This is a genomic window from Lacticaseibacillus zeae DSM 20178 = KCTC 3804 (assembly GCF_000260435.1).
Classification (GTDB): Bacteria; Bacillota; Bacilli; order Lactobacillales; family Lactobacillaceae; genus Lacticaseibacillus; species Lacticaseibacillus zeae.
Map to the genome: position 1 here is coordinate 32280 of NZ_BACQ01000031.1, position 13470 is coordinate 45749.

General features: G+C 48.1%; 9 protein-coding genes. 3 read left to right on the top strand and 6 right to left on the bottom strand.

Annotation, left to right across the window (positions count from 1 at the left end; genetic code table 11):
* Nucleotides 1-32: 32 nt before the first annotated feature.
* Nucleotides 33-956 (top strand): N-acetylmuramic acid 6-phosphate etherase, encoded by a 924-nt coding sequence (gene murQ, locus GSO_RS05840; protein ID WP_010490028.1) that lies wholly within the window; start codon nt 33-35, stop codon nt 954-956.
* 1 nt (nt 957) lies between these two features.
* Nucleotides 958-2967 carry a glucose PTS transporter subunit IIA gene (locus tag GSO_RS15630; protein WP_010490029.1) on the top strand — a complete coding sequence of 670 codons (2010 nt, stop codon included), beginning with the start codon at nt 958-960 and terminating at the stop codon, nt 2965-2967.
* Nucleotides 2968-3081: 114 nt separating this feature from the next.
* Here GSO_RS15630 and GSO_RS05850 read toward each other — a convergent pair whose 3' ends face one another.
* The 5 genes from GSO_RS05850 to GSO_RS05875 form a co-directional block, all read right to left on the bottom strand.
* Nucleotides 3082-4245: a hypothetical protein gene (locus GSO_RS05850; RefSeq protein ID WP_010490031.1), complete on the bottom strand. Its 1164-nt coding sequence runs from the start codon at nt 4243-4245 to the stop codon at nt 3082-3084.
* Nucleotides 4246-4556: 311 nt separating this feature from the next.
* Complete coding sequence (gene dnaB / locus GSO_RS05860; RefSeq protein ID WP_010490034.1) at nt 4557-5942, bottom strand: replicative DNA helicase; 1386 nt, start codon at nt 5940-5942, stop codon at nt 4557-4559.
* A 523-nt stretch (nt 5943-6465) separates the two neighbouring features.
* Nucleotides 6466-6921, bottom strand: a complete 456-nt coding sequence (gene rplI, locus GSO_RS05865) for a 50S ribosomal protein L9 (RefSeq protein WP_010490035.1) — start codon at nt 6919-6921, stop codon at nt 6466-6468.
* 33 nt (nt 6922-6954) lie between these two features.
* On the bottom strand, nt 6955-8961 hold the full coding sequence (locus tag GSO_RS05870) for a DHH family phosphoesterase (protein WP_010490037.1): 2007 nt from the start codon (nt 8959-8961) through the stop codon (nt 6955-6957).
* Nucleotides 8962-9237: 276 nt separating this feature from the next.
* Nucleotides 9238-9987: a hypothetical protein gene (locus GSO_RS05875; protein WP_010490040.1), complete on the bottom strand. Its 750-nt coding sequence runs from the start codon at nt 9985-9987 to the stop codon at nt 9238-9240.
* A gap of 54 nt (nt 9988-10041) precedes the next feature.
* Between GSO_RS05875 and GSO_RS05880 the strand changes: the two genes are divergently transcribed.
* Nucleotides 10042-11130 carry a trypsin-like serine peptidase gene (locus tag GSO_RS05880; protein ID WP_010490042.1) on the top strand — a complete coding sequence of 363 codons (1089 nt, stop codon included), beginning with the start codon at nt 10042-10044 and terminating at the stop codon, nt 11128-11130.
* A 491-nt stretch (nt 11131-11621) separates the two neighbouring features.
* Here the strand turns inward: GSO_RS05880 and GSO_RS05885 are convergent, their stop codons facing one another.
* On the bottom strand, nt 11622-13250 hold the full coding sequence (locus tag GSO_RS05885) for an ATP-binding cassette domain-containing protein (RefSeq protein WP_010490043.1): 1629 nt from the start codon (nt 13248-13250) through the stop codon (nt 11622-11624).
* Between the last annotated feature and the right edge of the window lie 220 nt (nt 13251-13470).

Genomic DNA, 13470 nt, shown 5'->3' on the forward strand with positions numbered 1-13470 from the left:
TGGCCAAAACGAAAAATGAAAGAGGAAAAACGATGACTTTATCAATCAATTTAGACCAGATGACCACCGAAACCCGTAATCAACGCACCATGCACCTGGACACCATGAGCGTCCATGAATTCGCAACTGTCATGAACGCCGAAGACCAAACCGTTGCCCCAAGCGTTCATCAGGCGTTGCCAGCTATTGAGGCGGCGATTCAAACGATCACCACCGCCTTCAAACAAAATGGCCGCTTATTTTACATCGGCGCCGGTACCAGTGGCCGACTAGGCGTTTTGGATGCTGCCGAATGTGTACCAACCTTTGGCGTATCGCCGGAAATGGTGCAAGGGCTGATTGCCGGCGGGATGAAAGCCATGACCGTTGCTGTTGAAGGAGCCGAAGACTCACCGGCGCTTGGCAAAACGGATCTGGAAGACCGCAAGTTGACCGCCAACGATGTCGTTGTCGGCATCGCGGCAAGCGGGCGGACGCCGTACGTGATCGGCGGACTCGACTACGCCCAATCTGTCGGCGCCGCAACGATTAGTCTGGCTTGCAATGCCGGCGCCGAGATCAGTCGGCATGCCGAAATCGCCATTGAAGTCCCCGCCGGTCCGGAAGTACTCACCGGTTCGACCCGACTCAAGGCCGGCACGGCGCAAAAACTCGTTTTAAACATGCTCTCAACCGGTGCCATGGTCGGGATTGGCAAAGTTTACAAGAATCTCATGGTCGATGTCCAGCCAACGAACGAAAAGTTGGTTGTCCGCAGCCAGCGCATCATTCAACAAGCGACCGGTTGTGATGCAGCAACTGCAGCGAAGGCCTTTGAGGCAGCCAATCGGCACGTTAAATTAGCAATTGTTATGATTTTGACCGACCAACCTAGCACCATCGCGCAAACGTTACTCAATCGTGCAAACGGCTTCATCAGCAAAGCCGTTGCACTAAGTCAGGAGGAGGAAGTATAAAATGGGGCAAGATAAATATCAAATCATGGGGGACGGCATCTACGCACAAGTCGGCGGCCCACAAAACGTCGCGAAACTGATCCACTGTATGACCCGTGTGCGGATGACCATCAAAGACAACGCCAAAGTCAACGTGCCTGGCCTGAAAAAGGTCCCCGGTGTGCTCGGCGTCGTTGAAGAAGAAACACTGCAAGTCATCGTTGGTCCCGGAACCGTCAACAAAGTCGCCCAAGCGATGGTCAATAAAGTCGGTGTCGGCTTAGGTGATCCGTTCCCGGACAGCACTGCTACCGGAAATGCTCATCTAGACAACAAATCCGCTGTCGAGGCCAAGGCAGCCGAGGTTCACGCTGCCCACAAAGCGTCATTGAAACAAACCTGGTGGCGTACCGCTTTGAAACACATTTCGGCCATTTTCATCCCATTAATCCCGGCGTTTGTCGGCGCTGGCTTAATTTCCGGGATTGCCGGCATTTTAGCAAACATGCTAGCTGCCGGCCAGCTGCCAAAAGACTGGACCCAATTCATTACCGTTCTAAAAGTTATCAACGGCGGTCTGTTCACCTTCCTGAACATCTATGTCGGCATCAATGCGGCGACCGAATTTCGCGCAACTCCTGGTCTTGGTGGGATTATCGGCGGACTGATTTACCTGCCAGGTGTGGTGGCGCCAGTGACGATTACCAATATTTTCACCCATCAACCGTTATTGGCCGGACAAGGCGGGATCATCGGCGTCATCTTCGCTGTTTGGCTGCTTGCGCTCGTTGAAAACCAACTGCACCGCGTGATTCCCGACTCTATCGACATTATTTTCACACCAATGTTGAGCTTACTATCCATCGGTGTACTAACGATCTTCTTCATCATGCCACTTGCCGGGTGGGTGTCTAATTCACTCGTCGGCTCCATCAACTGGATTCTCCAAGTCGGCGGTGCCTTCTCTGGCTTTGTTTTAGGACTGGCATTCCTGCCAATGGTTATGTTGGGATTGCATCAGATTCTCACACCCATTCATCTGGAAATGATCAAAAATACCGGCTTCACGGCGTTGCTGCCGATCCTTGCGATGGCTGGCGGTGGCCAGGTCGGTGCCGCTTTGGCCTTGTGGATCAAGTGCCGCAAGAACAAGCAACTAACCCGCCTCATCAAAGGCGCACTCCCGGTCGGCATTCTTGGTGTCGGCGAGCCGCTGATTTATGGCGTGAGCTTACCACTTGGCCGGCCGTTCATCACCGCTTGTATCGGTGGTGGCATTGGCGGCGCAGTTGTCGGTGCTTTTGGCCACGTCGGCGCCATCACCATCGGTCCTTCCGGTGCGGCGCTCATCCCGCTGATTGCCAACCACCAATGGATGGCGTATGTCTTTGGTTTACTCGCTTCTTACGCTGGCGGATTTGTGGCCACCTACTTCTTTGGCGTTCCAAAAAGTGCCATGGTCGCAACGGCATCTGATGGCACGGTCATTGACGAAACGGCCTCGCAAGAAGAGGCTCCTAGCCCAGAACAACCAACTGCTGACCAGGAAGCCGAAACAGCAACCGTTCAAACCGGAGCGATCAACTTTGTCGCCCCAGCTACAGGGCAGCTGAAGGATCTATCCGAAGTTGCCGATGACGTTTTCTCCCAAAAAATGGTGGGCGACGGTTTTGCAGTCGAGCCGACCAGTGGGACAATTGTCGCCCCGGTGGATGGCACGATCGTCAGTGTCATGCCGTCCAAACATGCCTGGACAATGACCACGGCCACCGGGCTGGAAATTCTGGTACACATGGGCTTAGACACCGTTGAACTTAACGGCGCGCCATTCTCAATTGATGTCAACGACCAGGATACCGTCAAGGCCGGCCAGCCAATTGCCACCATGGACTTAGCAGCAATTCAGGCAGCCGGCAAGGGAACAACCGTGATGACCATCATCACCAACATGGATCACGTTGCTTCCCTGACAGCCTTCACGGATCAGGCTGTCGCGGCGGGGGATGAGGTCTTTACAGTTACCAGCAAGTAATCCCGGCTCCTCCAGTGCCAAAATAAAAAGCATGATTTTCACTTTCATCATCGTGAGAATCATGCTTTTTTAGATTTTACCAACCACAAGCGGTAACTTTTCAAAAATCAACCATTAGCGATCAGCATTCTTCAACTGAGCTTCCTGCAAGTACGCGAAGATGTGGCCAAACGCAATCTCCCGAATCTGGCCATAGCGAATGCGCACCGTTTCTCCGCTGTCTTGACCCACGAGTTTCAAATCAAAATCGGTTTCATCGACATGTTCCGGATAGCCGAGGAAATGCTCGTCGCTATCCGCAACCTTGATTCGGACAACCCGTTCAAAACCAGCGGCTTCGGAAATAATCGCCTTAACCAGATTATCGTTCGGATCAAACTCCCGGTCGGCATTTAGGACCGGTTGCTGACTGAAATGATGCGTTTGATCCCACTGCTCATAAAAGCTGATCGTCTGCAGGTAATCCGAAGCAGTCGCTACATTTTGAATACTCGGCAGCGTCATGAGAATATAGCCACCAAACTGCCCGGCCATGTCCTTCAGACTCAGCACCACGACCCGGTCATTGACTGCTTTAACCCGGCCAACAAAGAACTGGTCTTCCGGCCCTTTTGGCACAACCGAAATCAACCGATTCCCCGCCAGCGCATTTTGAAAGACGCCTTCAAGCTGCCCGTCATTTTGAAACAGCTTCGTTGGCACATGTTGCAGTTGATCGCGGTGCCGCACCAGCTCGGTTTCCAGCTTGAGATCCAAGCCATGAAATTCCATCACCAGAATATCCGAAAAATCAACCTGCAGCGCCCGAACATCAGTGTAGTTGAACTTATTGAAAATGGCCATACTGAAGCGATCCTCAGCGACCGCCGTGACCCGACCTTCGAGATAGGCATCGTCATCCGCCACCACGACCATGATCATTTGCTCGCTAGCCTGCGCCTGCTTGGCTAATTGCCAAATAAGGCTCTCAGTTGCATCAAATTGAAACGGCTTTTCCTTTCCTTGAAGCGTCAAAAAATGCTCCGACTGTGCCAACCCGATCCGGAAATTCATGTTATCCAGATCGTCGCCGGCAAATTCCACTTGGTCAATCGCTGAAAAGGCAATCAACGCGCAGCCATCAGCAATCCCCGAATCATTATAGGTTCCCAGAACAACCGCATCATGACCCAAAACCTGCACATACCCAGTGTAAAAATCATCGGTATCACGCTGGTAAACATTGATCAGCAGGTGTTCATTGAGCGCTGTCATCAAACTCATTAAAATGGCATCCATGCGGCATCCCTCACTTTCTTAATTTTGAGCGTGAGCCGGCGCGGTTAGAAGCCGGAGCATAAGTGGCCTTGAACCTGAATGGCTGGGCTTTAGCCATTCAGGTTCAAGGTCCTTATGTGCAGGCTTCTGCGCCGGCGAACGCGTTATTGTCGAGCGTGAGCCAGCCCGGTTAGAAACCGGAGTGTAAGCGGCCTCAGGTGTGATGGCCCGACCTTGGCCATTGCGACTGAGGTCCTTACACGCAGGTTTCTGGGCTGGCGAACGCGTTATGTGCGTCACTCATTTTCGGTACGTTATCTTTTGCGAAAAACTTACTGATCCGGTCCATTATAGGCAATATTTGTGAATTTATTGTATGATTTGACGAATAACAACTTCACGGTGCCACGGGGGCCGGAACGGTTCTTCTCAATGATGACTTCGACTTCGCCGACATTATCATCCCCGTCGTCACTGCCGCCTTGGTCATCATCGTCATCGCCTTCCGCATCGCGATAATAATCGTCTCGATATAAGAAAGCAACAATATCGGCATCCTGTTCAATTGAGCCGGATTCACGAATATCACTCAAAACCGGGCGCTTATCTTGCCGCTGTTCCACACCACGACTCAACTGGGACAAAGCAATGACTGGCACGTGTAATTCTTTTGCCAGCTTCTTGAGTTGCCGCGACACGGCGCTGACTTCCTGTTGCCGGTTTTCCTGGCCAGAACCTTCAATTAGCTGGAGATAATCAATGATGATAAGCCCCAGGTCGCCTTGTTCGCGGGCGAGTCGCCGGCACTTGGCCCGAATCTCGGCCATCCGAATTCCGGGTGTATCATCCATATATATTTTTGCTTTACTCAAACTGCCCATGGCAATAATCAGATTCTGCCATTCTTCTTCATTCAACTGGCCGGTGCGCAGATGATTGGCATCAATACTGCCTTCCGAACACAACATCCGGTTAACCAGTTGTTCCGCGCCCATTTCCAAACTGAAAATCGCGACACTTTTATCGGTCTTCGTGCCGACATTTTGCGCAATGTTCAGCGCAAACGCCGTCTTCCCGACAGCCGGGCGCGCAGCTAAAATAATCATTTCATCTTCGTGCAGCCCGGTTGTGATCTTGTCGAGGTCGCGGAATCCGGTCGGCAAACCGGTAATCGTCTGATCATTTTGATACAGCTGATCGATTTGCGCCATCGCTTGATTCAAAACATCTTTAATTTGCTTAAATCCGGCTTGGTTGCGATTCTCGGAAACATCCATGATCTGGCGTTCGGCATCTTCAACCAGACCTTCAACATCATCTTGTTCAGTATAGCTACGGCTGGCAATATTTTGCGCCGTGTTAATCAGCTTACGTAAGGTGCTCTTTTGCTGCACAATTTTGGCGTAATAAACCACGTTACTGGCGATCGGCGTCGATGCCACCAAATCGGTAATATAACCGGCACCACCGATGTCATCCAACTGGTTGTGATTGTCCAGATAGTCCGTTACCGTGACCGTATCAATGGCAGTCCCGTTGTCCTGTAAGTCCGTCATCGCCTGGAACAAAAGCCGATGCGCCTTTTTATAGAAGTCATCTGCCGTCACGTATTCCTGGGCATCCGGCAATGTGTCGGCATTCAGAAAAATCCCGCCAAGGACGGCACGTTCCGCTTCATCACTATGCGGCGGTTGCTGTTCAATTAACTGATTATCCATGCGCGTCCCCTTCCATTCAGCCATTTCACTTTGCAACACCTCGCTATTAAAATATTGCAAAGTGATAGCACTTATCCTTAACAGTCTACGTTAAACCGCTGACCAAAACAAGCGTTCCCGCTTAACGTAACATTGCTGATTTTATGCTGGAAAAGCCCGCCCTTATGCGCTTTTAGCCGCCATTGTCAGGCATAACCTCCGAAGCATTCAAAAACGCGCGCTACAAGGTTGAGGCAATAAGTCCAGACCGTGCCAAACTCCGCAATCTCCGGCCAGACGGGGCTGGCGACGCGAAGCTAGAGCGGAGGGCACAGCTGAGCCCCATCTGGCCTACGATTGCTCCGCCTTGGCACTCATAACTTAAATAACTCAATCGAATTACCCCATAGAAACAAAAGGCGAACATACTCTTGTTGCGAGTAGTTCGCTTCTGTATTGTGGCTATGAATTATGACACACCCTCTTAACGCACGAGTCATATTGCTTGCCACTATTTAGTTGAAATCGATCTGCAGGCTCTGTGCTACTTCTGCTCAAGCACGTGAACCCGAATCCGCGCATCAATGCCGGGGAACAGGTTAACCGGAACGTTGGTAAAGCCTAACGAACGAATCGGCTGCTTCAAATCGATTTTACGCTTATCAACTTTAATCTGATATTGCCGATCCAACGCCGTGGCGATTTGCTTGCTAGGAATCGACCCAAACAACCGGGAATCTTCACCGGCCTTGGCTTGAATCTGCACAACTGTCTTGTCGTCTTCAATCTTGGCTTTAAGCGCTTCAGCCTCAGCCTTCTTCTCAGCTTCTTTTTTCTTTTCAAGCCGCTGTTGCCCACGCAAAGCACTCATGGCTTGCGGAGTGGCTGCCTTAGCCAAACCCTTGCGAATCAAAAAGTTCTCGGCATAGCCATCAGGTACTTCCTTCACCTGACCGCGATTACCCTTACCACGAACGTCTTGTGTAAAGATGACTTTCATAAAAAATCCCTGCTTTCTGCTCTGACAAACGCGTCACGCGTCTTCGTCTGCTTTTTTGATCTGAGCAAGTAAGTCGGTGCGAACTTCGGCAATTGTTTTGCCCTTGATCTGGGTGGCCGCATTGCTTAAATGGCCGCCGCCGCCCATGGCCTCCATGATGACCTGCACATTCACATCCCCGGTTGAGCGGGCGGAAATGCCGATATCACCGCTGGGCCGTTTGGTAATGACAAAACTAGCATCGACGCCATTCAACGACAGCATAGTGTCAGCCGCTTGGGCAGCAATTACCGGATCATAGCGCTTATCTTCTTCCCCAGTACATAGTGCCATATTTGGGGCAATCATTTCAATTGTGTCAATCAAATGGTTGCGTTGGATGAAGCTGTCGATATTTTCTTTCAGCAGGTTCTGCGCCAACATCCCGTCAGCGCCCATGGAGCGCAGATAACTGGCAGCGTCAAACGTCCGCGTGCCGGTCCGCAGGCTGAATGACTTCGTATCCACGGTAATCCCTGCTAACATCGCCGTTGCTTCAAGCTTATCCAGGCTTGGAACATTTGTCGGCTGATATTCAAACATTTCGGCAATCAGCTCACACGTCGAGCTGGCATACGGTTCAATGTAAACCAGCATCGGATTGTCCGGGAACTCTTCCCCGCGGCGATGGTGATCAATAATCACGGTTCGTGCCGCCAACCGCTTGTACAATTCAGGTGCGGCTGAAATCGATGGCTTACTGTGGTCAACCAAAATCAAGAGACTCTGATCCGTTGCTTGTGACAGCGCCGCTTCCGGGGTCACAATGGCATTGGCCACTTCCGGATCCTGACCAACTTGCCCCATCAGCCGTTCCACGTCAGAATGCAAGTGGTCGGGGTCGATGACAATGTAACATTCCTTGCCATTCATCTGGGCAATCCGCCGAATCCCCATCGCTGCCCCGACGGCATCCATATCCGGCCGTTTATGGCCAACGACAAAGACTTTATCGGTTTGCTTAAACAACTCTTGCAAGGCCTGTGCGACCATGCGTGCTCGTACTCGGGTCCGCTTCTCCATGGGATTAGTTTTACCGCCATAGAACCGGGCTTCATGACCCTTAGCCCGAACCACAACCTGATCGCCGCCACGACCCAGCGCCAGATCCAGGTTACTCTGCGAGGTGACCGCGAGTTGAGCTAAATCTTCGTCACCGTAAGCAATCCCGACAGACAGGGTTAATGGATAATTCTGTTTAGAGGTTTCTTCCCGAATCGCATCCAAAATCTTGAACTTATCCCGTTCAACATCCCTTAGCGACTTAGCGTAAGCCAGTAAGAAAAAGCGATCGTTGTCGATCCGCTTCAAAAACATGCCAAATTGGTTGGCCCAATCTGTCAACTGGTTGGTGACATAACTATTCAAATTCGTGACAACCTGGTCATCCATCGTCTGGGTGATTTCGTCATAGTTATCAATGAAAATCTGCCCGATAGCAATCTTTTCATCTTCGGCGCGCTCTTCAATTTCAGCATAACGTGTGACATCCATCAGATAGACAACGCCGATGCTCTTTTGCACGATAATCTCAAACTGATGCTGGCCCCAGGTCACCATTTTGGTTTCATTAGTGTCCTCGTGACTGCGAATCAGCTCGGCCAGCTCGGCATCCACTTTTTCCAGCGGCTGCCCCAGCACATCCGTATCACCAAAATACTTCTGGAGAAACGGATTCGTCCACTCAATATTCAGATCCTCATCATAAATCATGATCCCGATCGGCATTTTAATCAGCGCTTCTTGTTCCCCGCGCTTAATCCGATAACTCAGATCCGAAATATACTGATTCGTATTCTTGGCAATGGTCTCAAGGGCATAAAAAATCGTCGCCACAAGACTGATTAAAATCAACAGCATCAACAAAGCCAGCCACGGGCGGATCAAGGCTCCGATCAAAATGCCGATAACCGCAAGAACCACCATCGCAATTGCTGCATACCGCATCCGCATGTCTTCCAGAAACTCCGGCATACGAATCCGTTCAAACAATTTCTTCATATAGAAAAACTCGCTTTCACTTGGCGCAGATACTTAAGGATTTCTTTAGCTATTCTACCATACTGTGCAAGCGGATTCTGGAAGAAGACGTTGCAAACCACTAAGCTTTGGCAAATTCACTAAAGCCTTCTAAACAAGTTAGCTCTTTTCCACCTATCCAAAGTCAAATCATAACGTTACAAATACCGATCAGTAAATGTTAATGAATGTGATCCAATCAATTCGTTATGGCATGAAGGGTCCTCTTATGATCTCAGTCACAAGAATAAAATAACACTACTCGTTGATAAAGGGAATCGGCCTATCTAAATCTGGCGTGTTATACGTTATAACTGCTCCGCTAATTTCATTACTGTTAATTTCCTTAAAACTTATCCAAAATACCTTTTCCTGCCCAAGCGGCACACTATCATTCCCACGAAATGATATTTTAACAACTTTCCCTTCCCCATTCGAAGCTGTGAAATATTGGGGTTTTAGTTCCACTGGAGTTTCATAATTAAGATTTCTGACAGAAACCTTAAATGTCGCTTGATTGCTCGATACTTTTTGTCCTTGAAAGTTGATTTTCATTCTAAATAAGCCATGTACTCTCCCTTGATATGTAAATTCGCTTGCCATTGGTACAGGCTTTCTACTAATAGCACTTCTAGCAATCGTGTACCCCTTAGGAATCTTGACTATTTCTTTCACTTTTCTCCCGTTATGTTCAGTCCGCAACACTACCTTGAATGAACTTGGAGTTAAATCTTTTACTATCGTTCTCGAAGTGTCCGTCATCCCTGAAACAAGCCTTTTCTCGTTGAGGTCGGTAATGACATATGAACTCTTTCGTGGTGACACAAACGAAATTTGTATTGTATTGTCACCGGTTACTACGACACGCTTAACTAAATTCCCACTCTGATTAAGATGAGCTGCTTCTGTATTCCCTTCAAAAAAGTTTTTAGCCAGCGTAACCGCTACAGCTACAGCTATAATCGGAAAAACTATATATAAATATAATTTTTTTCTAAAAAAACTCATTGACAATCCTCCTTGAATACGGTTTCATAAAAACATAGAAAGGGGTTTTAAATAATGAAAAAGCTTTGGTTATCTATCGCTATATTAGGCGCGCTCGTCCTGTCACTAACCCATATCCCCACGGTAAATGTCGAAGCCAGTCCAGTTAATGTTCTCAACTCAGCAAATGTACATAACCTTCCCAAAAACGATGCTAGGATGTCAAACAATATGTCGCCTCAACAGCTCTTGAGTGAAATCACACGTCAATACAAATATTCTTACCCCACTTTCAAGGGAGAAGTCAAGGCATACACACCTTCCCAGTATCGTGAATTAAAAGCAGGGAAAAGTGTACAAGGCATTACACCTGAATATCTTGACAAACTTCCTACGCGTCTTTCAGCTATAAATCAAGTTTTAAAAATCACGGGCACTATTTTTCCTGTAGCTAATCCTAATATCGCTCCATTCAGTTCTGTTGGTGTCATTAGTGCTTGGACATCACTGGCAAATGGCGTCATGATTATCAATTCACCTTATCTTAGTGATTTCCTCAAGTCAGACGGCTCGCATTCTATGAATACCGCAGGTGGTACTGGTTTTAGTATCGGTGTTAACCGAATCGGTACAGCAGCTCACATGCTGTATGAAGAAGGCCACTATATTTCCGGTGCAATTATCAACTTCGGCGATTCACGGCCAAACCACCAAGGCGTAGGTTATGGAACTTTAACTAGATTGATGGTACCACAATCTTGGATTAATAATAGTAGCGCTACCTCCAACGACTATGCAGCAGCAATTGTCTCAATGAATTCAGGTAGTATGCCGGCAGCGTTTAATTTGAACACGAACCCACCCAATGATACATCGGCCGTGTCAATTGGTTTTCCAGGTGATCCACAAGCTGGTTTTGTGACGCAAGGCGTAATGATTGAATCTAGAGGAACTGTTACTCCGTGGTATAAAGATCCAATGGGGATATATGTTTCACAAGATGTTAGTTCCTATCACGGAATGTCCGGTGGACCACTGCTTGATGTCAACAATACGGTTATCGGAATTAACATTCTTGCCTTTCATGATGATTCAGGCACAGAAAATCAATGGGGCTTTAGGCGAATGAACGCAGGTGTTGCCGGATTTATGCTGAATAGTTGATACAGTGACACGTGTGGAGACCCGTTTATAGCCGTACCGAGTAAATAATTGGATATTTTGTAAGCTAAAATGAGGGTCGCAGCGCCCCTTTTACGAGCTATTTGCTGACAATTTGGAAGCACATCATATCTGAGTTTATTTAGCAAATGAACTGACTACCCTCTGATAGAAGAACATTAAGTGGATGAATCACTAGACAAGCGTGGTTTTCGACGAAAACATGCTAAGACATGGTGGTTGAGATTGCTTAGAATTATCACCAACCCGCGTAGCTCGGTAACTACGCGGGTTTTCGCGTTCCAAAAGCGACCGCCCCGTTAAAAGACCGCGTTAGCGCGATCCTCGACCCTGTCGCCACTCACACTACTCGTTGTTATTCAGCATGATCCTATAAGCAGCAGAGTCACCCCCAACAAGCAGTGGCACGACGCTTATCACTCATAAATCATCATCAGCTGAAAATGCTATCGTAAACACAGCGTCAATAACTCTCACTGCATCACAATCGGCGTACCGATATGAAGCAGATGATCATCATGAGTAATCGCAATGACCAACTTGCTTTTGGCCAGTTCTTTGAGTAACCCAATAACCGCCGCTCGGATCTCCGGATAGATGTTGGCAGTCGGTTCATCCAAGATGTACATGGACGCATTTTCTTTGCCAAATGCCGCTAAAAGACGCACTAACTGCAACTCGCCGCTCGACAGCACATCGACCTTCTCATCATAAATATTCCGGAGATTAAACACGTCCGAATCATAAACTTTTGCAAAAAGCGGTGACCTTTTGACCATTGATAAAGGATCATTTTGTGTCATGCCGGCTAAGTATTCGCGAACCGTCATATGCGGAGACGGGACATCTTGAAACGAAAAACCGATCTCCTTTTTCCGCAATGTCCGCATATCGATTTGCCTCATCTTGATGCCGTTAATTGAAATGTTGCCCTTCAACTCTGGCTGGTAAATCCCTGTCATCGTTCGGACAAACGTGCTCTTACCAACGCCATTGTCCCCAGAAATAACGTATAATCCCGGTGTCTTAAACGAGCAAGATAGATCACGCGAATAGAAAAGTTCCGGTGCATCGGATTTTTCCTCAAATCGTTCAATGTTAAAAGCATCAACATCAATCCGGTGAATCCGCGCAACATCTTGCATCCCGGTTTGATCGTCCGCCATGTCCAGAATTTGCTCCATCCGCGCAAGTGAGGCCCGATATGCTTCAGCGCCGATGGCAATGCCGAAAATCTGATCGACTGAATTGAGTAACTGCCCGAAATACTGGAGAATAATCGCAAAAAAGCCAATGGTGATACTGCCTCTTAAGACTGCCAGGCCGCCGATGACAAAGAAAAGAGTTTGAAACGCCAACTGCATGACGATTTGCCAGATTGACATCCAATAATGAATCCAAAAACTTTTGGTGAACGTCTTGAATAGATTGCGACCCACCTGATCGAGCCGCGCTACCTCACTAGGCAGATTTTCCGCGCCTTTAATCTCGACATATCTGCCAATAAAATCGTTTCTGGCCGAATAATAGTCATTCTGTTTGCCTTTTATTTCTAGGCTCACGCGGTAAATTTTCTGATGAAAGACAACGTAAATAAGAAAATAAACCGGTAAAAAGACAACCATAATGGTGAAAATTTCAGCATTCGCTCTAAGAACATAAGCGGTGATGGTGAGCGTCGACACAATGACACTGCACAACCTGACAACTGTGTCGGAGAAAAATGAAACAATTTCAGTCACATCATCATTGATCCGCGCACTTAGGGTTGTCGGACTCCACTTTAAGATGCTGAGCGTATTTTTTGTGAACAGTCGGAAAATGATTTTTCGATTTAACTCGAGCACCGTTTTTTGTTTGGTCAGAATCTGAATATGACTTGTAAAAAAGGAAATACCGAGCCTCAGTATGCTAAGGCCCAGCATTAAGCCAAAGAACAGCACAAACAGGCGCGGATTGCGACTATACACCAAACTATCCAGCAACTTGCCTTCGAGATATGTATTGCAGGTGATCAGGCTCGTGCTAATCATCGTAAAGATCACCAAGATGATAAAGGCTGCGCGATGCTTCTTTAGTGTTTGCCATACGACAGCGTTCATTGAAACACCTCCTGAGCGTGAGCCAGCGCGAGTGAACTAAGGATAGTTATGGTTTTACGCCTGACAAGGTTTTTGTCAATGAGCTTATAATCTTATTTTAATCTTATAATGGTTGTATAATCTAAAGCTGTTCGCCATTCTCCTTGGCTTGGTCCGCTTCTCACCTTAAATACGACTCATCTGACACAGGAAGCAGATTTGAATATATGTAAATCGCCAG

What these genes read in the sequence shown, in the direction of transcription:
- GSO_RS05880 (WP_010490042.1), top strand. Translation starts at nt 10,042, where the DNA reads ATGAAAAAGCTTTGGTTATCTATCGCTATATTAGGCGCGCTCGTCCTG.
- GSO_RS05850 (WP_010490031.1), bottom strand. Translation starts at nt 4,245, where the DNA reads ATGGATGCCATTTTAATGAGTTTGATGACAGCGCTCAATGAACACCTG.
- GSO_RS05875 (WP_010490040.1), bottom strand. Translation starts at nt 9,987, where the DNA reads ATGAGTTTTTTTAGAAAAAAATTATATTTATATATAGTTTTTCCGATT.
- murQ (WP_010490028.1), top strand. Translation starts at nt 33, where the DNA reads ATGACTTTATCAATCAATTTAGACCAGATGACCACCGAAACCCGTAAT.
- GSO_RS05885 (WP_010490043.1), bottom strand. Translation starts at nt 13,250, where the DNA reads ATGAACGCTGTCGTATGGCAAACACTAAAGAAGCATCGCGCAGCCTTT.
- GSO_RS15630 (WP_010490029.1), top strand. Translation starts at nt 958, where the DNA reads ATGGGGCAAGATAAATATCAAATCATGGGGGACGGCATCTACGCACAA.
- dnaB (WP_010490034.1), bottom strand. Translation starts at nt 5,942, where the DNA reads ATGGATAATCAGTTAATTGAACAGCAACCGCCGCATAGTGATGAAGCG.
- rplI (WP_010490035.1), bottom strand. Translation starts at nt 6,921, where the DNA reads ATGAAAGTCATCTTTACACAAGACGTTCGTGGTAAGGGTAATCGCGGT.
- GSO_RS05870 (WP_010490037.1), bottom strand. Translation starts at nt 8,961, where the DNA reads ATGAAGAAATTGTTTGAACGGATTCGTATGCCGGAGTTTCTGGAAGAC.